The 20312-nt window shown below is 66.4% G+C and carries 19 protein-coding genes; 10 read left to right on the forward strand and 9 right to left on the reverse strand.

What is annotated here, in order from left to right; genetic code table 11:
* Nucleotides 1-71: 71 nt before the first annotated feature.
* Entirely contained in the window at nt 72-1304 is a 1233-nt protein-coding gene (locus AYJ57_RS06860; RefSeq protein WP_066103018.1) for an SAM-dependent methyltransferase, read from the forward strand.
* Between the two features lie 286 nt (nt 1305-1590).
* On the forward strand, nt 1591-4923 hold the full coding sequence (gene carB, locus AYJ57_RS06865) for a carbamoyl-phosphate synthase large subunit (protein WP_066103021.1): 3333 nt from the start codon (nt 1591-1593) through the stop codon (nt 4921-4923).
* Between the two features lie 275 nt (nt 4924-5198).
* Here the strand turns inward: carB and AYJ57_RS06870 are convergent, their stop codons facing one another.
* From AYJ57_RS06870 to AYJ57_RS06890, 5 genes are all read right to left on the reverse strand, one after another.
* Nucleotides 5199-5885 (reverse strand): ABC transporter ATP-binding protein, encoded by a 687-nt coding sequence (locus AYJ57_RS06870; protein ID WP_066103024.1) that lies wholly within the window; start codon nt 5883-5885, stop codon nt 5199-5201.
* Nucleotides 5882-6631: an ABC transporter ATP-binding protein gene (locus AYJ57_RS06875; RefSeq protein WP_066103027.1), complete on the reverse strand. Its 750-nt coding sequence runs from the start codon at nt 6629-6631 to the stop codon at nt 5882-5884. Before AYJ57_RS06875 ends, AYJ57_RS06870 begins: the two co-directional genes overlap by 4 nt.
* Complete coding sequence (locus tag AYJ57_RS06880) at nt 6624-7607, reverse strand: branched-chain amino acid ABC transporter permease (protein WP_066103030.1); 984 nt, start codon at nt 7605-7607, stop codon at nt 6624-6626. The genes AYJ57_RS06875 and AYJ57_RS06880 overlap by 8 nt, the downstream gene beginning before the upstream one ends.
* A complete protein-coding gene (locus AYJ57_RS06885; RefSeq protein ID WP_066103033.1) occupies nt 7604-8524 on the reverse strand; it encodes a branched-chain amino acid ABC transporter permease in 921 nt (306 codons plus the stop codon). Before AYJ57_RS06885 ends, AYJ57_RS06880 begins: the two co-directional genes overlap by 4 nt.
* 121 nt (nt 8525-8645) lie before the next feature.
* A complete protein-coding gene (locus AYJ57_RS06890; RefSeq protein WP_066103036.1) occupies nt 8646-9776 on the reverse strand; it encodes an ABC transporter substrate-binding protein in 1131 nt (376 codons plus the stop codon).
* Between the two features lie 220 nt (nt 9777-9996).
* Here AYJ57_RS06890 and AYJ57_RS06895 point away from each other — a divergent pair, with 220 nt between their 5' ends.
* The 5 genes from AYJ57_RS06895 (at nt 9997) to AYJ57_RS06915 (ending at nt 13794) form a co-directional block, all read left to right on the forward strand.
* Nucleotides 9997-10392 carry a winged helix-turn-helix domain-containing protein gene (locus AYJ57_RS06895; protein ID WP_066103039.1) on the forward strand — a complete coding sequence of 132 codons (396 nt, stop codon included), beginning with the start codon at nt 9997-9999 and terminating at the stop codon, nt 10390-10392.
* Between the two features lie 69 nt (nt 10393-10461).
* Nucleotides 10462-11250, forward strand: a complete 789-nt coding sequence (gene modA / locus AYJ57_RS06900) for a molybdate ABC transporter substrate-binding protein (RefSeq protein ID WP_066103042.1) — start codon at nt 10462-10464, stop codon at nt 11248-11250.
* Nucleotides 11251-11943 carry a molybdate ABC transporter permease subunit gene (modB, locus tag AYJ57_RS06905; protein ID WP_066103045.1) on the forward strand — a complete coding sequence of 231 codons (693 nt, stop codon included), beginning with the start codon at nt 11251-11253 and terminating at the stop codon, nt 11941-11943.
* On the forward strand, nt 11940-13049 hold the full coding sequence (gene modC / locus AYJ57_RS06910; protein WP_066103048.1) for a molybdenum ABC transporter ATP-binding protein: 1110 nt from the start codon (nt 11940-11942) through the stop codon (nt 13047-13049). Before modB ends, modC begins: the two co-directional genes overlap by 4 nt.
* Nucleotides 13050-13095: 46 nt before the next feature.
* Nucleotides 13096-13794, forward strand: a complete 699-nt coding sequence (locus tag AYJ57_RS06915) for a GntR family transcriptional regulator (RefSeq protein ID WP_066103050.1) — start codon at nt 13096-13098, stop codon at nt 13792-13794.
* 11 nt (nt 13795-13805) lie between these two features.
* On the opposite strand, the gene AYJ57_RS06920 is transcribed toward AYJ57_RS06915, so the two are convergent.
* From AYJ57_RS06920 to AYJ57_RS06935, 4 genes are all read right to left on the reverse strand, one after another.
* Nucleotides 13806-14720, reverse strand: a complete 915-nt coding sequence (locus tag AYJ57_RS06920) for a DMT family transporter (protein ID WP_066103053.1) — start codon at nt 14718-14720, stop codon at nt 13806-13808.
* Nucleotides 14721-14828: 108 nt separating this feature from the next.
* Complete coding sequence (locus AYJ57_RS06925) at nt 14829-15203, reverse strand: hypothetical protein (RefSeq protein WP_066106807.1); 375 nt, start codon at nt 15201-15203, stop codon at nt 14829-14831.
* 13 nt (nt 15204-15216) lie between these two features.
* On the reverse strand, nt 15217-15993 hold the full coding sequence (locus AYJ57_RS06930) for a DUF6478 family protein (RefSeq protein WP_066103056.1): 777 nt from the start codon (nt 15991-15993) through the stop codon (nt 15217-15219).
* A gap of 112 nt (nt 15994-16105) precedes the next feature.
* Nucleotides 16106-16666, reverse strand: coding sequence for a dihydroxy-acid dehydratase (locus tag AYJ57_RS06935; RefSeq protein ID WP_193789517.1), 561 nt, complete (start codon nt 16664-16666; stop codon nt 16106-16108).
* 275 nt (nt 16667-16941) lie between these two features.
* Between AYJ57_RS06935 and AYJ57_RS06940 the strand changes: the two genes are divergently transcribed.
* The 3 genes from AYJ57_RS06940 to AYJ57_RS06950 all read left to right on the forward strand — a co-directional run bounded on the left by AYJ57_RS06940 (nt 16942) and on the right by AYJ57_RS06950 (nt 20197).
* A complete protein-coding gene (locus AYJ57_RS06940; RefSeq protein WP_066103061.1) occupies nt 16942-17829 on the forward strand; it encodes a CPBP family intramembrane glutamic endopeptidase in 888 nt (295 codons plus the stop codon).
* Nucleotides 17830-17960: 131 nt separating this feature from the next.
* Entirely contained in the window at nt 17961-18914 is a 954-nt protein-coding gene (accD, locus tag AYJ57_RS06945) for an acetyl-CoA carboxylase, carboxyltransferase subunit beta (protein ID WP_066103064.1), read from the forward strand.
* Nucleotides 18915-18958: 44 nt separating this feature from the next.
* Complete coding sequence (locus AYJ57_RS06950; protein ID WP_066106810.1) at nt 18959-20197, forward strand: bifunctional folylpolyglutamate synthase/dihydrofolate synthase; 1239 nt, start codon at nt 18959-18961, stop codon at nt 20195-20197.
* The last annotated feature ends 115 nt before the right edge of the window (nt 20198-20312 follow it).

Raw genomic sequence — 20312 nt, forward strand, 5'->3', positions numbered from 1 at the left:
CTGGGAACCTTTTTTCGATTCCAAACGTTTTCAACCGTTTTCAAACAAATCCGAGTTAAGGGGGTCTGATTATGTGGGTATCCATACTCGAAAGAATGTTGAAACGGCTGATCGTTGAGGGTCGGCTGAAGATCACGGCCCCCGACGGAGCGCTGCATGAGTTCGGACCGGGGGGCGGCCCCGAAGCCGAGGTCACGATCACCGACACGTCGATCATCAAGGATCTGTGCCAGCATCCGGTGATGGCGCTTGGCGAGGGCTATATGGATGGCCGCATCGACTGCCCGCCGCATAAGCTCTACGATTTCCTCGCGCTGCTGATCCGCAATCAGCAATCCGGGCAGATGCCCTCGTGGTTCGTTGCGATGGACAGGATGCGTGTGGGGCTGCGCGGGCTCGAACAGCGGAACAACCCGCTGCGTTCGCAATCGAACGTTCAGCACCATTACGATATCTCGGATGACCTCTACCGGCTCTTTCTCGACGAGGACATGCAGTATTCCTGCGCCTATTTCCGCGACCCGGAGATGAGCCTTGAGGACGCGCAGCGCGCCAAGAAAGACCACATCGCCCATAAGCTGCTGCTCAAGCCGGGCATGAAGGTGCTGGATATCGGCTGCGGCTGGGGCGGCATGGCGCTGACGCTGGCCCGCGACTACGGCGTGCATGTCACCGGAGTCACCCTGTCAGAGAACCAATTGGCCACCGCCAAGCAACGCGCCGAAGCGGCGGGACTGGCCGATAAGACCGAGTTCCGTCTGCTCGATTACCGCAAGATCGAGGACAAATTCGACCGCGTGGTCTCGGTCGGCATGCTGGAGCACGTGGGCTTCCCGCATCTGCAGGACTATTTCGCGAAGGTGCAGGACGTGCTGAAGCCCGATGGCGTGGCGCTGATCCACTCCATCGGCCACACTGCGCCGCCGGTGCCCACCTCCCCTTGGATCGACAAGTATATTTTCCCGGGCGGCTATATCCCCAGCCTGTCGGAGGTCTCTGCCTCGATCGAGAAATCCGGTCTGTGGGCGGCTGATGTCGAGGTGCTGCGCGGCCACTATGGCCCGACGCTCAACCACTGGCGGCGGCGTTTCGAAGCGGCGCTGCCGAAGGTGCGCGAGATGGGCTATGACGAGCGCTTCATCCGCATGTGGCGCTTTTACCTTGCGGTCTGCGAGGCGGCCTTCGAGGAGACCCGGCAGGGCGTCTTCCACCTGCAGATCGCGCACAAGCAGTATGCCGTGCCGACGACGCGCGACTATCTTTACGGCCACGACGCGCAGGAACTTCTGCACGCCGCGCAGTGACTCCGCGCCGTCTTCGGCCTTGGGAGCATCTTGCCTAACCGGGCGGGATGTTTCGCTGATTCCGCACATCAGACCCCGCCCCTGAAAAGCTGGCGACATGACGCCGCGACACCTGCGATGTCGCGCGGCTGTCACCGAGTTTTGCTCTGAGGAGGAAAACAAGGCGGATCTGGGGTTGCGTGGGCAAAGCTTCTGTCTATAACGCACGACAATTTGCGGGGAGCGGCGACTCCGTCGCGTGCTGCCCCCTGCCCGACCGTGATCGACATGACATAAAGGTGCCCCCATGCCTAAAAGAACCGATATCAAATCCATCATGATCATCGGAGCGGGGCCCATCATCATCGGGCAAGCCTGCGAATTCGACTACTCCGGCGCTCAGGCCTGTAAAGCGCTGCGCGAAGAGGGTTACCGGGTCATTCTGGTGAACTCGAACCCGGCTACGATCATGACCGACCCCGGGCTCGCCGATGCCACCTACATCGAGCCGATCACCCCCGAGGTCGTCGCCAAGATCATCGAAAAAGAGCGCCCCGACGCGCTGCTGCCCACCATGGGCGGTCAGACCGGCCTCAACACCTCGCTCAAGCTCGAGGAAATGGGCGTTCTGGAAAAATTCGGCGTCGAAATGATCGGCGCCAAGCGCGAAGCCATCGAGATGGCCGAAGACCGCGCGCTGTTCCGCGAAGCGATGGACCGCATCGGCCTTGAAAACCCGGCGGCGACCATCGTCACCGCCCCCACCAAGCCCGACGGCAAGGCCGATCTCGACGCTGGCGTGCAGATCGCGCTCGAGGCGCTTGAAACCGTCGGCCTGCCCGCGATCATCCGCCCCGCCTTCACCCTCGGCGGCACCGGCGGCGGCGTTGCGTACAACCGCGAAGACTACATGCATTACTGCCGCTCGGGCATGGATGCCTCGCCGGTGAACCAAATCCTCGTCGACGAGTCGCTGCTGGGCTGGAAAGAGTTTGAGATGGAGGTCGTCCGCGACAAGGCGGACAACGCGATCATCGTCTGCGCCATCGAGAACGTCGATCCCATGGGCGTGCACACCGGCGATTCGATCACCGTGGCCCCGGCGCTGACGCTGACCGACAAGGAATATCAGATCATGCGCAACGGCTCGATCGCCGTGCTGCGCGAGATCGGCGTCGAGACCGGCGGCTCAAACGTGCAGTGGGCGGTGAACCCCGAGAATGGCCGCATGGTCGTGATCGAGATGAACCCGCGCGTGTCGCGCTCCTCGGCTCTGGCGTCCAAGGCCACCGGCTTCCCGATCGCCAAGATCGCGGCGAAGCTGGCCGTGGGCTATACGCTGGACGAGCTGGACAACGACATCACCAAGGTGACTCCGGCCTCCTTCGAGCCGACCATCGACTATGTTGTCACCAAGATCCCGAAATTCGCCTTCGAGAAGTTCCCCGGATCCGAACCCTATCTCACCACCGCGATGAAATCGGTGGGCGAGGCGATGGCGATCGGCCGGACCATCCACGAATCGCTGCAAAAGGCGCTGACCTCGATGGAATCGGGCCTGTCGGGCTTTGACGAGGTGGACATCCCCGGCGCCCCCGAGAAATCGGCAGTGATCAAGGCGATCAGCCAGCAGACCCCCGACCGCATGCGCACCATCGCGCAGGCGATGCGGCACGGCCTGTCGGATGACGAGATCCACGGCGTGACCATGTTCGACCCGTGGTTCCTCGCCCGTATCCGCGAGATCGTCGAGGCCGAAGAGCAGGTGCGTCAGAACGGTCTGCCGACCGATGCCGAGGGCCTGCGCGCGCTGAAGATCATGGGCTTCACCGATGCCCGTCTCGCCGCGCTCACCGGCTTTGCCGAGAAGGATGTGCGCAAGCGCCGCACCGAGCTTGGCGTCGTCGCCAGCTTCAAGCGCATCGACACCTGCGCCGCCGAGTTCGAGGCGCAGACGCCCTATATGTATTCGACCTACGAGATGCCCATGATGGGCGAGGTGGAATGCGAGGCGCGCCCCTCGGACCGCAAGAAGGTTGTGATCCTCGGCGGCGGTCCCAACCGCATCGGCCAAGGCATCGAGTTCGACTACTGCTGCTGCCACGCCTGCTTTGCGCTGACCGACGCGGGCTATGAGACCATCATGGTCAACTGCAACCCCGAGACCGTGTCGACCGACTACGACACCTCGGACCGCCTGTATTTCGAGCCGCTGACCTTCGAGCACGTGATGGAAATCCTTCGCGTCGAGCAGGACAATGGCACGCTGCATGGCGTCATCGTGCAGTTCGGCGGCCAGACCCCGCTGAAGCTGGCCAATGCGCTCGAGGCAGAGGGCATCCCGATCCTCGGCACCACGCCCGACGCCATCGACCTCGCCGAAGACCGCGAGCGCTTCCAGGCTCTGGTCAATCAGCTTGGCCTCAAGCAGCCGCGCAACGGCATCGCCTCGACCGACGCACAGGCGCTGGCCATCGCCGATGAGATCGGCTTCCCGCTGGTGATCCGCCCCTCCTACGTGCTGGGTGGCCGCGCGATGGAAATCGTCCGCGACATGGCACACCTCGAGCGCTACATCGCCGAGGCCGTGGTGGTTTCCGGCGACAGCCCGGTGCTGCTCGACAGCTACCTCTCGGGCGCCATCGAGCTTGATGTCGACGCGCTCTGCGACGGCGAGGGCGTGCATGTGGCGGGCATCATGCAGCACATCGAAGAGGCTGGCGTGCACTCGGGCGACAGCGCCTGCTCGCTGCCGCCCTTCTCGCTCTCGGCCGAGACCATCGACGAGATCAAGCGTCAGACCGAGGCACTGGCCAAGGCGCTCAACGTCGTGGGCCTGATGAACGTGCAGTTCGCCATCAAGGGCGGCGAGATTTACCTCATCGAGGTGAACCCGCGCGCCTCGCGGACCGTGCCCTTCGTCGCCAAGGCAACCGATAGCGCCATCGCCTCGATCGCCGCGCGCATCATGGCGGGCGAGAAGCTCTCGGCCTTCCCGCTGCGCGAAGCCTATCCGGCAGATGCCGATTACGACACGGCGCTGCCGCTGGCCGATCCGATGACGCTGGCCGACCCGAACATGCCGTGGTTCTCGGTGAAGGAAGCGGTGCTGCCCTTCGCCCGCTTCCCCGGCGTCGACACGATCCTCGGGCCGGAAATGCGCTCGACCGGCGAAGTCATGGGCTGGGACCGCTCGTTCCCGCGCGCCTTCCTCAAGGCACAGATGGGCGCAGGCACGCATCTGCCGACCGGAGGCGCGGTATTCATCTCGATCCGCGACGAGGACAAGACCCCGCAGATGATCGAGACCGCGCAGACGCTTGCCGGCCTCGGCTTCAAGATCCTCGCCACCGTCGGCACCGCCAGCTTCCTCAAGGACGCGGGCATCACCTGCGAGGTGGTCAAGAAGGTCTACGAGGGCCGTCCGAATGTGGTCGATCTGCTGAAGGATGGCGGCGTGCAGCTGGTGCTCAACACCACCGAAGGCGCGGCGTCGATCTCGGACTCGCGCGAAATCCGCTCGGTCGCGCTCTATGACAAGATCCCCTACTACACCACCGCCGCAGGCGCCCACGCCGCTGCACTGGCGATGAAGGCCCGCGAAGAAGGCGAGCTGGTCGTGAAGTCGCTGCAGGCGTAAGCCAGCGGGATCAAGGTTCTGAAAGGGGCGGGAGTTTTCCCGCCCCTTTTTTTGTCCCACCGCAGCCGGGCGAGCGCCTGCCCGTGGGGTGGCGCTGCAAGGCCGGAGCTGCGCGCTTTATGTCAGCCAGATCCGGACGACATGCGAGCGTTGCTTGACGATGAAGAAGCGCCAGCCCGCCCCGCGCGCCAAAGGCGCGTGACACTGCAATTTGCGCACCTACGGTGCGACGGGCAGGCGCTCGCCCGGCGGCTTCGCCTTGACTCCGGTCGGGCTCACACCCCGAGATAGCGCTCCGCGACCTCGCCTTTCACCTCGGCGAACACCCCGTCCCAGACGGATTTCCCGCGCTCAAGGATCACCGCGCGGTCGGCAACTTGCGCCAGTTCCGCCAGGGCCTTGTCCACCACGAGGATCGACAGGCCGCTCTCGCGCTTGAGCACCGCCAGCGCGTCCCAGATTTCCTGCCGCACCAGTGGCGCAAGCCCTTCGGTCGCCTCGTCCAGCACCAAGAGCCGCGGGTTGGTCATCAGCGCACGTCCGATCGCCAGCATCTGCTGCTCGCCCCCCGAAAGCGTCCCCGCCACCTGCCCGCGCCGCTCGGCAAGCCGGGGGAACAGCGCCTCGACGCGCGCCTGATCCCACGCGCCAGGGCGCGCCGCGGCGATGAGGTTCTCGGTCACCGAAAGATCGCGGAAACAGCGCCGCCCCTCGGGCACCAATCCCACCCCCAGCCGCGCCACCCTGTGCGAGGGCAGTTTCGCGATGTCCTGCCCGGCAAAGCGGCGCGTGCCCCCGGCGGGCATCATCCCGCACAGGCAGCGCACCGTGGTGCTTTTGCCCATGCCATTGCGGCCCATGAGCGCGAGCACCTCGCCCTCTTCGATCTCCAGCGACACCCCAAAGAGCGCCTGCGAAGCCCCGTAAGAGGCGGTGATGTCGTGCAGTTCCAGCAGGCTCATGTGGCATCCCCCAGATAGGCGTCACGCACCTCGGGGCTGCGGCGGATCTCATCGACCGTGCCGGTGGCGATGATACGCCCGTAGACCAGCACAGAGATGCGGTCGGCGAGGGCAAACACCGCGTCCATGTCATGTTCAATCAGCAGGATCGGCGCCTCCGCGCGCAGGGCCGAGAGCACGCCGGTCAATTGCTTGGAGCCTTCGCCTCCCAGCCCCGCCATCGGCTCATCCATCAAAAAGGCCTTGGGCTGCAGGGTCAGCGCCACCGCGACCTCAAGCTGGCGGCGCTGGCCGTGGCTCAACTCGCTGACCACGGTGGCGGCGTGATCGGCCAGCCCCATGCGCTCGAGCGCGGCCATGGCCCGGTCCCTCAGCTCGGCCCGTTTCAGCGCAGGCCGGAAGAACCGATAAGGCGAGCCCGTCGCCCCCAGCGCGCCCAAGAGCGCGTTCTGCAGCACGGTGTCCTCCATCGCCAGCGCCGAGACCTGAAAGGTCCGCGCCAGCCCCATGCGCGCGCGGGCCATGGTGCTGAGCCCGGTGACATCTCGCCCGAGGAACTGCACCGTGCCCTCATCGGGCACGAGATTGCCCGAGAGCTGCTTGATCATCGTCGATTTGCCCGCGCCATTGGGGCCGATCACCGCGTGGATCTCTCCGGGGCGCAGGTCGAGCGTGATGCCGTCCGAGGCGCGCAACGCGCCGAAGGATTTCACCAGCCCGCGGGTTTCCAGAACCGGCTCAGTCATGCGCCTTCCCCCGCCCGACCAGCAGCCCGACGAGGCCACCGCGCGCAAAGAGCACCACCGCCAGCAGCAGGATGCCCAGCCAGATGTGCCAGAACTCGGACATATCGCCGAGGAAATGCTCCAGCATCACAAAGACCGCCGCGCCGACCACCGGACCGAACAGCCGCCCGACGCCGCCGAGGATGATAAAGACCATGATCTCGCCGCTCGTCTGCCAGCTGAACATCGTCGGGCTGACGAAGCGGTTGAGATCGGCGAAAAGCGCCCCCGCCAGACCGGTGATCGCGCCGGAGATCACAAAGCCCACCAGCCGCAGGCGTTTCGGGTCGAGGCCCACCGCACGCACCCGCTCGGGGCTCTGCCGCGCCGCGCCAAGCGCGAGGCCGAAGGGGCTGCGCGCCAGCAGATGTGCGCCGAAAAGCACCGCGCAGAGCACCGCGTAGCACAGGCCGAAGAACTGGATCGGATCGAGCGTGTTCAGCCCCGGAAAGCCGTTACGCACGTAGATCGACAGCCCGTCCTCGCCGCCATAGGCGCTCCACGAGATCGAGAAGAAGTAGAACATCTGCCCGAAGGCGAGCGTGATCATGATGAAGTAGACGCCCGAAGTGCGCAGCGCCAAGAGGCCGATGAGCCATGCCGCCAGCGCCGAGGCCAGAACCGCCACCAGCCAGATGAAGGGCATCGAGGTGGAGCCTTCGAACAGGAACGGCCATTCGAACATCGGCTCGTAGTTCTGCACATGGCTGGCGAGGATGCCCATGGCATAGCCGCCGATGCCGAAGAAGGTGGCGTGGCCAAGGCTCACCAGCCCGCCGATGCCGAGCGCGATGTTCAGCCCCACCGCGGCCAGCGCGAGGATTGCGGCGCGGGTCGCCAGCGTGATGGTAAAGGGCTCGCCCATGACATGCGCCGCCAGCGGCACGAGGCCGAGCGCCAGCAGCACCACCGCGCCGAGGATACGTTCGCGGCTCATGATTTCGCTCCGAAGAGGCCGGTGGGTTTCCAGACCAGCACCGCCGCCATCAGCACGTAGATCGCCATCGAGGCCAGCGCCGCCCCGGTCTGCGTGGCGGCGGCGGGGTCCATGAACAACCCGAAAATCTGCGGCAGGAAGATGCCGCCCAGTGTATCCGTGAGCCCGACGAGGATCGCGCCGACCAGCGCCCCTTCGATCGAACCGATGCCGCCGATCACGATCACCACGAAGGCAAGGATCAGCACCGGCTCGCCCATGCCCACCTGCACCGACTGGATCGCCCCCACCAGCGCGCCCGCCAGCCCGGCGAGCGCCGCGCCGAGGGCAAAGACCAGCGTGTAGAGCCGGGCGATGTCGACGCCGAGCGCGGCGATCATCTCGCGGTCGTTCTCACCGGCGCGGATGCGGATGCCGAGCCGCGTGCGGGCGATCAGCCAGAACAGCAGCGCGGCCACCACAAGGCCCATGCCGATGATGAACAGCCGGTAAAGCGGGTATTGGATGCCGCCCGGCAGGGTGACCGGCCCCGAAAGCGCCTCGGGGATATCGAGATAGAGCGGGAAGGATCCGAAAATCCAGCGCGTGCCTTCCGAGAAGATCAGGATCAGCGCGAAGGTGGCCAGCACCTGATCAAGGTGGTCGCGATCATAGAGCCGCCGGATCACCAGCCGCTCGACCATTGCGCCCGCGGCGGCGGCGGCGGCCAGAGCGGCAACCAGCGCCAGCACGAACGAGCCTGTGGCGGCTGCGGTCGCGGCAGCGGTGAATGCGCCGACCATGTAGAGCGAGCCATGGGCGAGGTTGATCAGCCCCATGACGCCGAAGATCAGCGTCAGCCCGGCGGCCATGAGAAACAGCATGACGCCGGATTGCAGCCCGTTCAGCACCTGCTCGGCGATGAGGATGGGGGTCATTCTTTAGTCCGTCTCAGGTCAGCGGCGGGCCGTGGTCCGCGCGCCCGGCATAGGTACCGAGATGTACCAAGGTCGGGCGCGGCCCACCCCGGATCGCTCCGAGGGGCCGCGCCCGGCAGGGTCACATCTTGCACTCATCCTCATAGGCGTGGCCGCGATCCTCGATCGCCGTGCCGACGATCTTGTTGGTGAGGATATCGCCTTCCTTCACCACCTCGCGGACATAGATGTCCTGAATCGGGTGATGGCTGGCCGAGAACTCGAACTCACCGCGGACCGAGGCGAAATCGGCCTCTTCCAGCGCCGCGCGGAAGGCGTCCTTGTCGCTGACCTCTGCCTTATCCAGCGCCGAGAGCAGCAGCAGCGCGGTGTCATAGCCCTGCGCCGAATAGAGCGACGGCAGGCGGTCGTATTTGGCCAGATAGGCCTCGACGAAATGCGCGTTGCTCTCGTTCTCGAGGTCCTTGTTCCACGAAGAGGTGTTCTTCACGCCAAGCGCCGCGTCGCCCACCGCCTGCAGGATGTTCTGGTCGAAGGAAAACGCCGGACCGATCAGCGGCAGTTCCACGCCACTGTCGGCATATTGCTTGAGGAAAGAGATCCCCATACCGCCGGGCAGGAAGAAGAACACGCTGTCTGCGCCCGAGGCGCGGATCTGCGCGATCTCGGCGGCATAGTCGGTCTGGCCGAGTTTGGTGTAGACCTCTCCGGCCAGCTCGCCCTCGAAGAACCGCTTGAAGCCGTTGAGCGAATCTTTCCCGGCCGGGTAGTTCGGCGCGAGGATGAAGGCGTTCTTGAACTCGGCGCTGGTGGCATAGGCCCCCGCCGCCTCGTGCAGGTTGTCGTTCTGGTACGACACCGAGAAATAGTTCGGGTTGCAGCCGCGGCCCGCCAGCTGCGCCGGTGCGGCGTTGGTCGAGAGGTAGAACAGCCCCTGCGCCGTCGCCGAAGGCACCACCGCCATAGCAAGGTTCGACCAGACGATGCCGGTCAGCACGTCGACCTTCTCCGACTGGATCATCCGGTCGGCGATCTGCACCGCCACATCGGGTTTGCGCTGATCATCCTCGACCACCACTTCCAGATCGTCGCGGCCCGCTTCCTCGATCGCCAGCATGAAGCCGTCGCGCGTGTCGATGCCAAGGCCTGCGCCGCCGCCCGAAAGCGTGGTGATGAGCCCGACCTTGGTCTCGGCGGAACCTGCCGTCGCGCAGGCGACGAGCGCCGCCGAGGCGAGAAGCTGTTTGAGCATGGGTATCTCCCTGTTGTCCCTTCGGGCGGCCTCTTGCGGGCTGCCGTTCTTGATTGCGGCCAGTCTTGGACAGACGTCGGGGAAAGACAAGTGCGCGTGAACGCGGCGCGCGCGTCAAGGCGGGATCGTTGCACCGGCGCGCCCGAAACGCCCGAAATACCCGGAGGCGCAGCCCGATCCGCCGCTTGCCAGCTTCGTTTGGATGCGGGATGACTTGCGCATGTGCGAGACACCTCCAGACAGCGCGCCGCGGCTGCGGCTGCGCATCCTCTTCGGCACCGACGCCATGCTCGGCCCCGGCAAGGCCGACCTGCTGGAGCATATCCGCGAGACTGGCTCGATTGCCGCCGCGGGCCGTGCCATGGCCATGAGCTACAAGCGCGCGTGGAGTCTCGTCGAGGAAATGAACCATGCGTTCCGCGACCCGCTTGTGGCCAGCAGCCGCGGCGGCACCAAGGGCGGCGGCGCGCATCTGACCGAGACCGGCGAGGAGGTGCTGGCCAACTATCGCGCGCTCGAAGAGACCATTGCCGAAGCCGGGGCCGACCGGATCGAGACGCTGCAGAGCCTGCTGCGTGGGCAAGACGGTCCGTCCGATATTCCCGAAGGGAAATAACGCTTGCCCGGGCGGTCCTCGATTGCGATATGTTTTGCCGAACATATCAGGCCTTCAGGATTTTCCCCTATGCCCTTTTCCCGATATTTTGCCCGCCTCGCGGGGTCTGCCCTGCTTGCCAGCCTGCCCTTTGCGGCGCAGGCGGATGAGGTGACGGTTTTTGCCGCCGCCAGCCTGAAGAACGCGATGGACGAGATCAAAGCCGCCTATGAGGCCGGATCAGACGACAAGATCACCGTTTCCCTCGCCGGGTCCTCGGCGCTGGCCCGGCAAATTCAGCAGGGCGCGCCCGCGGATATCTTCATCTCGGCCAATGAGCAGTGGATGGACAAGCTGGAGGCCGAAGGGCTGCTCGAGCCGGGAACGCGCAGCGACCTGCTGCGCAATTCGATCGTGCTGATCGCGCATGGACATGACGCCGCCACGGTCGAGATCGGCTCGAGCCTCGACCTGCAAGCGCTGCTTGATGGCGGGCGGCTTGCGATGGCGCTGGTCGATGCGGTGCCCGCGGGCATCTACGGCAAGGCCGCGCTGGAAAGCCTCGGGATGTGGCAGCAGACCGCCCCCGACGTGGCACAGGCCGACAATGTGCGCGCCGCGCTGGCGCTGGTCTCGACCGGGGAGGCGCCGCTCGGCATCGTCTATGCCACCGACGCCGCCGCCGACGACAACGTCAGCGTGATCGGCACCTTTCCCGAAGACAGCCATCCCCCGATCATCTACCCGGTCGCCGATATCGCCACCCGCGACACGCCCGCCGAGGCGGCCTTCCTCGACTATCTGCACGGCCCCAAGGCCCGCGCCGCCTTTGAGCGGCAGGGCTTTGTCATGGCCGGTCCTGCGAAGACAGGCGGCTGAATGGATTGGCTCGGCCCCGAGGAATGGCAGGCGGTGCAGCTTTCGCTGCGGGTCTCCTTCTGGGCCACGCTGGGTGGGCTGCCGCTGGCGGTGTTCACCGCCTACGCACTGGCGCGCTGGCGCTTTCCGGGCCGCCAGTTGCTCAACGGGCTGGTGCATCTGCCGCTGATCCTGCCGCCCGTCGTGACAGGCTATCTGCTGCTGCTGACCTTCGGCACGCAGGGGCCGGTGGGCTCGGTGCTGAATGAGATCGGCGTGGTCTTCGCCTTCCGCTGGACCGGCGCGGCGCTGGCTGCCGGGGTGATGGCGTTTCCGCTGCTGGTGCGCGCCATCCGCCTGTCGCTGGAGGCGGTGGATCCCAAGCTCGAACAGGCTGCGGCAACGCTGGGCGCGCCGCGCGCGTGGGTCTTTGTCACCGTCACCCTGCCGCTGATCGCCCCCGGTATCATCGCCGGAGCGGTGCTCGGTTTTGCCAAGGCGATGGGTGAGTTCGGCGCGACGATCACCTTCGTGTCGAACATCCCCGGCCAGACCCAAACCCTGCCCTCGGCGATCTATGCGTTTCTGCAGGTGCCCGGCGGCGAGGGCGCGGCGCTGCGCCTGGTGGCGGTCTCGGTCGCTGTGGCGATGTCGGCGCTGCTGCTGTCGGAATGGCTGGCGCGGCGGGCCCAACGGCGGGTGGCGGGCGCATGACGCTGTCGGTCGCCTTGCAGCACAGGTTCGAGGGGTTCGAGCTCGACGCGCGGTTCGAGGCCCCGCCGGGGATCACCGTGCTGTTCGGACGCTCGGGGTCGGGCAAGACCACCATCGTCAACGCCGTCGCCGGTCTGCTGCGCCCCGAGGCCGGGCGCGTGGCGTCGGGCGATCTGGTGCTGATGGACAGCGCGCAGGGCCTGTGGCTGCCGCCGCACCGCCGCCGCATCGGTTACGTGTTTCAGGAAGGGCGGCTGTTTCCGCATCTCACGGTGCGGCAGAACCTGCGCTACGGCCAGTGGTTCGCGCCGCGGGGCGCCTCCCCGGCCAGCTTCGACACCGTGGTCGAGATGCTAGGCATCGGGCCGCTGCTGTCGCGCCGCCCCGGCGCGCTCTCGGGCGGTGAGAAGCAGCGCGTCGCGATCGGACGCGCCCTGCTGTCAGCGCCGCGCATGATCCTTGCCGACGAGCCGCTGGCCTCGCTCGACGAGGCCCGCAAATCCGAGATCCTGCCCTATTTCGAGCGGCTGCGCGACGCCGCGTCGGTGCCCATCCTTTTCGTCAGCCATTCCGCCGCCGAAGTCGCACGGCTCGCCACCACCGTCGTGGCGCTGGAAAAGGGCCGGGTGACGCGGCAGGGCCCCGCCGCCGAGGTGCTGGGCGATCCGGCGGTCACCCCGCTCGGCGCGCGGGCCGCTGGCGCGCTGCTCACCGCCCATGTGGCCTGTCACCACGAGGACGGGCTGACCGAACTGCGCGCGGGCGACACGCCGCTGCTGATCCCGCGCCTTGGTGCCGCGCCGGGCACGCGGGTGCGGGTGCGCATCGCGGCGCATGAGGTGATCCTGTCCCGACAGCGCCCAGAGGGCCTTTCGGCGCTCAATATCGTCAGCGGCCGGGTGCATGAGATCCGTTCGGGCGACGGGCCGGGCATGATGGTCTCGCTCGACACCGGCGCCGGACGCATCCTTGCCCGGATCACCCGCCGCTCTGCCGAAGCGCTCGGTCTGGCGCCGGGTGTACCCTGCCACGCGGTGATGAAAAGCGTCGCCGTCGCGCCCGAAGACATCGGCGGTCCGGCGCGAAAGCGAACGCCATTGTCGTAATCCATCCCTCGGGTTAGCATTCACCTGTGTAAAAGGTGATTTTGTAATGATGGATTTCCGGGAGGAGTTCTCCCCGGCCCCCGCGTGCGATCTTTCACCCGCGCATGAGTTGGTCCGGGCCCTGCGGGATGCGATCTCGCGAAATCGGTTCAGCCCCGGTTTGCGGCTGAACCTGACCGAGCTTGCCGAGACCACCAGTTTTTCACGTGAATCAATCGAAGCCGCGGCGCTGCTGCTAGAGGACGAAGGGCTTGTAGCCCGCCTTACGGCGACCGACGTCAAAGTGCGGGCGATTTCGGAAATCCACGCACGCAACGCCCATTTCCTGCGCGAGCAGACCGAGGTCGCGATCCTGCGCCGGGTCGCCGAGATCGCCGACACGGCGCTGCTGACCGACCTGCGCGAGCAGATCATGCGGCAGAAGCTGGTCAGTGCCCGCGGGCCGCAGGACCTGCTGCGCCTCGACGACCGGTTTCACCTGACGCTGTGCGAGGCCGCTGGCTATGGCAGTCTCTGGCCGCAACTGGAGCGCTGGAAGCGCTGCACAGATCGGGTGCATTTCACCATGGGCACCTATGATTCCTCTCCCGAGGCCGCGATCGAACAGCATGCCGCCATCGTCGATTGCCTCGCCATGCGGGACGGCGACGGCGCGGCGGCGGCGATGCGCTACCATCTGCAGCAGGCGAAGCGGCTCTTGGCGGAGTTTCTGCACGACGAGACCAAGCGGCCTGACCCCACTTAAGCCGCACTTACCTAGCCCTGTGGCGTCATCCCCGGGCGCGCCTTGAAACGCTTCAGCCCAAGCGCGCGCTCGCGCAGGATGATGGCGATGCCCGAGGCGATCACCACCGCCGAGCCAAGCAGCATCAGCGGCGTCGGCATCTCGCCAAAGACCACGTACCCGATGAGAATGGCAAAGAGGATCGACGCATAGTCGAACGGCGCCAGAAGCGCCGCCTCGGCGCCCTTATAGGCCGAGGTCAGGCAGATCTGCGCCACCCCGCCCAACAGCCCCGCGCCGATCAGCATGGCCGCCTCGGTCGGGCTTGGCATCACCCAGCCAAACGGCAGGGTCAGCAGCGACAGCCCCGTCGCGGTCAGCGAGAAATAGAACACGATGGCCGAGGTCTGTTCGCTCTGCACCATGCGGCGGATGTGGATCTGCACCAGCGCCCGCAGCACCGCCGCGGTCATCACAAAGCCGATCCCCCAAAGCACCGCCGGGCTCACCTCAGAGACGGTCAGCAGCGGCGCCATGACGATGGTCACGCCCAGCAAGCCGATAAGAACCGCCGAGGTGCGGAAAAGCCGGATCTTCTCGCCCAGAAGCAGCGCCGCGAAAAGCACGGTGAGCGGCGATGCGGCATAGCCGAGCGCAGTCACTTCGGGCAGCGGCAACAGCCCCAGCGCGGCGAAGGTACAGCCCATGGCGCCGACGCCGACAATGCCGCGCAGGAAATGCGCCATTGGGCTCGCGACCCGCAGCCCCGAGCCAAGATCTCCGCGCCACATCAGCCAGCCGAGGATCACCGGAATGGCGAAGAACGAGCGGAAGAACACCGCTTCGCCCGTGGGCACCTGCTCCGAGGCGGCCTTGATAAGTGCGGACATGATGACAAAGAGCACCACGGAGGTGAGTTTCAGCGCAATGCCGCGCAAGGGGGACATGAAGGACTCCGCGGCGACGCGCCGAAAGAATAAAATCCTGCGCAGACTGGCCACTGGCGCCCGGAAGGTCAACCTGCGGACGGGCCCGCAGACCCGTTTAGTACGGTCTTATCCACCGGTCTCGAGGCAATGGCGCCGGAACGCCCGCTTGAGCATGTCGAGTTCTGCCCGCAACAGCGACATCTCGGCCCGGAAGTCGCTGCCCAGAGCCTCGCCGGCGATCAGCGTGAAACTGTCGAGCATCTGGTCCGAGCCTGTTTCGCGGATCATGAAGGTCTGCACCCCGTCGCCCACCGCTTCGACCGGCACCGGCACATCCAGCGCCCATTGTCCGGGCGCGCCCATGGCGGCCAGCGTCACACCGCGCACCGCCGCCCCTTCGAGAGTGACCGAAATCTCGGGCTGGCCGTCCGCCGGACCGCTCAGCAGCCCCTGCCATATCCCCTCGCGAAAGCGCGTCTTGGTCAGCGTGTAGTCACTCATCTGCATCCCCGGCTCATAGTTCCGCCCGCGGGCGTCGGCTGAAGGTGAGGTCCCGCAGGATCACCTCGTTCATCTCCGGCCCTTCGAAGATCAGGTCAAGCCACATGGCATCGACCCGCTTCTCGTTCAGCCGCGTATAGGCAAGGTCGAACTCGACGTTGATCTCTTCGGCGTTCAGCGGCAGTTCCCGCACGACCTGCTCGGTGTTCGGCCCGTGACGGATGTTCAGCCGTGCAAAAAGCTCCAGCGGCTTTTCCATCTCGGCGATGGTCTCAACCCGGAGCAGATGCCGCCGGGTGAGCCCCTCGCAGGCCTCTTGCGGCAGGGTCACCGCCAGCGACAGATATGAGCCACGAAAGCGGAACACGTCGAGCCGCAGCCCGTAGGGCGCAAGATCGGATTCGCGCAGGTTGCGGATCTGGCGCAGCGTGATCTCTGAACGCGGACAATCGTGAAACAGCGTCGCCTCTTCGCCAAGCGGTGCCTTGCCGGGCACCGAGGCGATGCCGGGCTGCGGCAGCGGGCCGCGCCAAAGCTCGGGCCGCCATGCCCAGTCGGCATCCGCCGGGCGCGGAAAGCTCTGATTGCCGATCAGCGGCAGCGCCAGCCGTTCCTCGGCCACGTAAAGCAGCCTGTCGAGTTGCTGGCGCAGGCGGCGGGCCGCGCCGCGCAGGTTGCGCAATTCGGAAAGCGGCGTGTCCGGCGCGGCGGCGGCGGCCCGTGTCCAGCGGCGCAGAACGATCGCCTGCAGCGCGCGGCGCGCCAAGCGGCTGCTGGTCTTCTCGCTCATCTGCCCTGTCCCATAGCGTCGCGTCTCCTTGGCCCCGGTGCCGGGGCAACTGCCCGCGTTGTTATGGCAAATCCCGAAGATCGAATAAACGGGGGCGCTGCGCGTGACCGGCTCAGCGTTGCGCGGTCGCCTCGGGGCTGAGCGCGGCGATCCGGGCGCGCACGGCCCGCAACATCCCCGCGCCGTCCGAACCAGCCAAGGCGCTGCCCTTCGGCGCATAAAGCGCGAGGATCACCAGGCGACCGTTCTGATGGAAAGCCCCGCGCCAGTAACGCGGATCACCCGCGTCGAGCATCCGGTTGCCGCCTGCCGCAAGATGCACCAGCGACAGACCGTCCCGCACGCCGCCACCAGAAATCTCTGACTGGCCCGCCTCGGCGGCCATGACCTCGGGCGATGGCAGGCGGCGCCCGGCGCCCGCCGGGCCGATGGTCACCGTCAGCATCATCGGCTCGACCACCGCGCCTTCGCCGCCGCTCAGGATCTGGCACGAGGCAAGCAGCGCAAAGCCCTGCCCTGCCCGCCGCTCGAGCGTGACCGGGTCGATGCAATAGCCTTCGGGCCCCGCAACAACGATGGCGCCGCCCTCGAACTGCGCCTGCCGGAGCGGCGTCGGCGGGGTGCCGAGCTGCCCTTCGCAGGCAGCCAGAAGACCCGCCGCCAATATCAGCACAGAGGATCGCCAGCGCCGGGCGCGGGGTTTTGCGGGGCTCAAAATCATCCCCTTGGGTTAGCGAAGCCCCTGCGAGTGCACAAGAATGAAAGCCCGGAGTTCACCTTCACGTCACGCGCCCGGGAATTGACAGAATCCGCCGCGCGCTGGAAACTTGGCAAAAATCGGACAACCAAAGTGTTTCGCTCGACCATTTTTCCAATCAGAGCCGCGATATTGGGCTCGCTCACCGACAATGACGCGCCGCGGCATAGATCGCGGCACGGGTCACAGCGATGAGCTATCGCCCCTTCGTCATGCTGACCGCTACCGCCCGCCGCCCCGAGCTTTGGCGTCTTGCCCTTGGGATTTGCGTCGCGATCGCGGTGAGCTTTGTGCTGGGCCAGATGCTCTTTGCCATCGTCACGCTTTTCCTGCCGCCGGGCAGCGACAGCGCGCTGGCCGATGCGATCCGCCGCGCCGATGCGCCAGCGGGAATGCTTTTGCTGCTGGCCTCGATGGTCACCATGGGCGTCGGGGCAATCGCCGCGGCGCGGGCGCTGCACGGGCGCAGCGCGATCACTCTTATCGGCCCGCCGCCCGTGGCGCTTCATCAGTTCATCCGTGTCGGGCTGGCGGCGGGCGCGGCGGCGCTGGTCGCGGCGGCGGTCACCATCTGGGCACAGAGCACGCCATTGAACCCGGGGCTCGCGCCGCTGCGCTGGCTGGCGCTGCTGCCGCTGACGCTTCCGGCGATCCTGTTGCAGACCGCCAGCGAGGAATTGTTCTTTCGCGGCTACCTGCAAACCCAGCTTGCCGCGCGGCTGCCGCAGCCTTGGGTCTGGCTCTGCCTACCTTCGGCGCTTTTCGCGCTGGGGCACTACGCGCCCGGAACCTATGGCAGCGCGGCGATCTATGTGGCGCTCTGGGCCTTTCTCTTTGGCCTTGCCGCCGCCGATCTGACGGCGCGCTCGGGCACGCTGGGTCCGGCGATGGCGCTGCATTTTGCCAACAATCTTGTGGCACTGGCGCTGGTTGCGCCCGAAGGGCAGATGTCGGGCCTTGCGCTGATGCGCTGGCCGTTTGCGCTGGATGACACCGCGATGCTGATGCGGATGCTGCCGCTTGATCTGATCACCCTGCTGATCACCTGGCTTGCGGCGCGGTTGGCGCTGCGCCGCTGAAGCCCCGGCTCCCCCCGACCAGCGTGGAAAGCAGGCCGTGATTGCATTTCCCTTGCCGCTTGCTTAAGTCAGCGCCAACCCAAAGCCCCTGACGCCGCAGGGCACGCTCGGAAAACAAGGGCAGCACCGCAATGAACTGGATCACCAACTACGTCCGTCCCCGGATCAACTCGATCTTCTCGCGCCGCGAGGTCCCCGACAATCTGTGGACCAAATGCGATTCCTGCGGGACGATGCTGTTTCACCGCGAGGTGACGGACAATCTCGGCGTCTGCACCAACTGCAGCCACCACATGAACATCACCCCGCGCGCGCGCTTCGACGCGCTGTTCGATGGCGGTGTGTTCAACGAGGTCGCCGTGCCCGAGCCGATCGCCGATCCGCTGCAGTTCCGTGATCAGAAGAAATACCCCGACCGGATGAAGGCCGCACAGCGCTCGACCGGCGAGAAGGACGCGATGCTTGTCGCCTCCGGCGAGATCAACCGTACCCCGGTGGTGGCCTGCGCGCAGGACTTCACTTTCATGGGCGGCTCCATGGGCATGTATGTCGGCAACGCCATCGTCGCCGCAGCCGAGGAAGCGGTGAAGCTCAAGCGCCCGCTGATCCTGTTCTCTGCCGCCGGTGGCGCGCGGATGCAGGAAGGCATCCTGTCGCTGATGCAGATGCCGCGCTCGACCGTGGCGATCCAGATGCTGCGCGAGGCGGGCCTGCCTTATATCGTCGTGCTGACCCATCCGACCACAGGCGGCGTCACCGCCTCTTACGCGATGCTGGGCGACGTGCAGATCTCCGAGCCGGGCGCATTGATCTGCTTCGCCGGTCCGCGGGTGATCGAGCAGACCATCCGTGAAAAGCTGCCCGAGGGCTTCCAGCGCGCCGAGTACCTGCTCGAGCACGGCATGCTCGACCGGGTGACCGACCGCCGCGAACTGCGCGGCGAGCTGACCACCATCCTGCGCATGCTGATGGGCATGCCGCCCGCCGTCGCGGGTGATCTGCCCTCGCCCGCTGCCGACGCGCCTGCCGAAGCCGCGCCCAAGGCAGAGGCCAAAGCTGACAAGAAGAAGAAATCCGCCAAGTGACCAGCGTGAGCAGCGCCGCCAGTTCCGACGCCATCCTCGACCGGATGATGTCGCTGCATCCCAAGATCATCGACCTCACGCTCGACCGCGTCTGGCGGCTGCTCGAGGCGCTGGACCATCCCGAGCGCGCCCTGCCTCCGGTGATCCACCTTGCCGGAACCAACGGCAAGGGCTCCACGCAGGCGATGATCCGCGCCGGGCTGGAGGCGCAGGGCAAGCGCGTGCACGCCTATGTCTCGCCGCATCTCGTGCGGTTCCACGAGCGTATCCGGCTGGCGGGTGAGTTGATCTCCGAAGACGCGCTGAGCGCCGTGCTCGACGAATGCTGGGAGAAGAACCAGCGCGCGCAGATCACCTATTTCGAGATCACCACTTGCGCCGCGCTGCTGGCATTCGCCCGCACGCCCGCGGATTACACGCTGCTGGAGACCGGCCTTGGCGGGCGGCTCGACGCCACCAATGTGGTGGAAAAGCCCGCGCTGACGATCCTCACGCCGATCTCGCTCGACCACCAGCAGTACCTCGGCGAGACCCTTGCCGAGATCGCCGGTGAGAAAGCCGGTATCCTCAAGCGCGGCGTGCCCTGCGTCGTCGGCCCGCAGCCCGAGGAAGCGATGGAGGTGATCGAGGCCCGCGCCGCAAAGCTCGGCGTGCCGCTGCTGGCGCACGGCCAGCACTGGCATGTGACCGAGGAACGCGGGCGGCTGGTCTATCAGGACGAGACCGGTCTTCTGGACCTGCCGCTGCCGAACCTGCCCGGACGCCATCAGCTGGCCAACGCCGGCGCGGCGCTGGCGGCACTGCGCCACCTCGGGTTCGGCGAAGAGGCCTGCGAGGCCGCCGTCACCTCGGCGGATTGGCCCGCGCGAATGCAGCGCCTCACCCATGGCCCGCTGCTGAAAGCGGCACCACTGGCCGAGCTCTGGCTCGACGGCGGGCACAACCCGGCGGCTGGCGAGGCTCTGGCCGAGCACCTGACGCGGATGCCGCGGCGGCCCACGCATCTGATCTGCGGCATGCTGAACACCAAGGATGTGGGCGGTTACCTGCGTCCGCTGGCGCGCGTTGCCGACAGTCTCACCGCCGTGTCGATCCCCGACGCCCCGGCGACGCTGGAGGCCGAAGAGACCGCACGCGCCGCACGCGCCTCCGGGCTGCGCGCCCATGCCGCTGCGGATGTGCCCGCTGCCCTTGCTGCGATCACCGCCGAAGAGCCCCGCGCGCGCATCCTGATCTGCGGATCTCTCTACCTCGCGGGCACGGTTCTGCGCGAAAACGGCTGACGTAGAGGCACCATTGGTGGTGGTGCGAGAAAAATGGACTCTTAGGGTTCGTTTAACCAACTATATCTTGACGGATTGTTTCCCGCTCCCCTAGGATTAGGGTACAAGGTTTAGC

It is taken from the genome of Salipiger sp. CCB-MM3, from assembly GCF_001687105.1.
Taxonomy (GTDB): Bacteria; Pseudomonadota; Alphaproteobacteria; order Rhodobacterales; family Rhodobacteraceae; genus Salipiger.

Bases quoted from the DNA above. Each gene is read 5' to 3' on its own strand.
- AYJ57_RS06860 (WP_066103018.1), top strand. From the start codon at position 72: ATGTGGGTATCCATACTCGAAAGAATGTTGAAACGGCTGATCGTTGAG.
- carB (WP_066103021.1), top strand. From the start codon at position 1,591: ATGCCTAAAAGAACCGATATCAAATCCATCATGATCATCGGAGCGGGG.
- AYJ57_RS06870 (WP_066103024.1), bottom strand. From the start codon at position 5,885: ATGAGCCTGCTGGAACTGCACGACATCACCGCCTCTTACGGGGCTTCG.
- AYJ57_RS06875 (WP_066103027.1), bottom strand. From the start codon at position 6,631: ATGACTGAGCCGGTTCTGGAAACCCGCGGGCTGGTGAAATCCTTCGGC.
- AYJ57_RS06880 (WP_066103030.1), bottom strand. From the start codon at position 7,607: ATGAGCCGCGAACGTATCCTCGGCGCGGTGGTGCTGCTGGCGCTCGGC.
- AYJ57_RS06885 (WP_066103033.1), bottom strand. From the start codon at position 8,524: ATGACCCCCATCCTCATCGCCGAGCAGGTGCTGAACGGGCTGCAATCC.
- AYJ57_RS06890 (WP_066103036.1), bottom strand. From the start codon at position 9,776: ATGCTCAAACAGCTTCTCGCCTCGGCGGCGCTCGTCGCCTGCGCGACG.
- AYJ57_RS06895 (WP_066103039.1), top strand. From the start codon at position 9,997: ATGTGCGAGACACCTCCAGACAGCGCGCCGCGGCTGCGGCTGCGCATC.
- modA (WP_066103042.1), top strand. From the start codon at position 10,462: ATGCCCTTTTCCCGATATTTTGCCCGCCTCGCGGGGTCTGCCCTGCTT.
- modB (WP_066103045.1), top strand. From the start codon at position 11,251: ATGGATTGGCTCGGCCCCGAGGAATGGCAGGCGGTGCAGCTTTCGCTG.
- modC (WP_066103048.1), top strand. From the start codon at position 11,940: ATGACGCTGTCGGTCGCCTTGCAGCACAGGTTCGAGGGGTTCGAGCTC.
- AYJ57_RS06915 (WP_066103050.1), top strand. From the start codon at position 13,096: ATGATGGATTTCCGGGAGGAGTTCTCCCCGGCCCCCGCGTGCGATCTT.
- AYJ57_RS06920 (WP_066103053.1), bottom strand. From the start codon at position 14,720: ATGTCCCCCTTGCGCGGCATTGCGCTGAAACTCACCTCCGTGGTGCTC.
- AYJ57_RS06925 (WP_066106807.1), bottom strand. From the start codon at position 15,203: ATGAGTGACTACACGCTGACCAAGACGCGCTTTCGCGAGGGGATATGG.
- AYJ57_RS06930 (WP_066103056.1), bottom strand. From the start codon at position 15,993: ATGAGCGAGAAGACCAGCAGCCGCTTGGCGCGCCGCGCGCTGCAGGCG.
- AYJ57_RS06940 (WP_066103061.1), top strand. From the start codon at position 16,942: ATGAGCTATCGCCCCTTCGTCATGCTGACCGCTACCGCCCGCCGCCCC.
- accD (WP_066103064.1), top strand. From the start codon at position 17,961: ATGAACTGGATCACCAACTACGTCCGTCCCCGGATCAACTCGATCTTC.
- AYJ57_RS06950 (WP_066106810.1), top strand. From the start codon at position 18,959: ATGATGTCGCTGCATCCCAAGATCATCGACCTCACGCTCGACCGCGTC.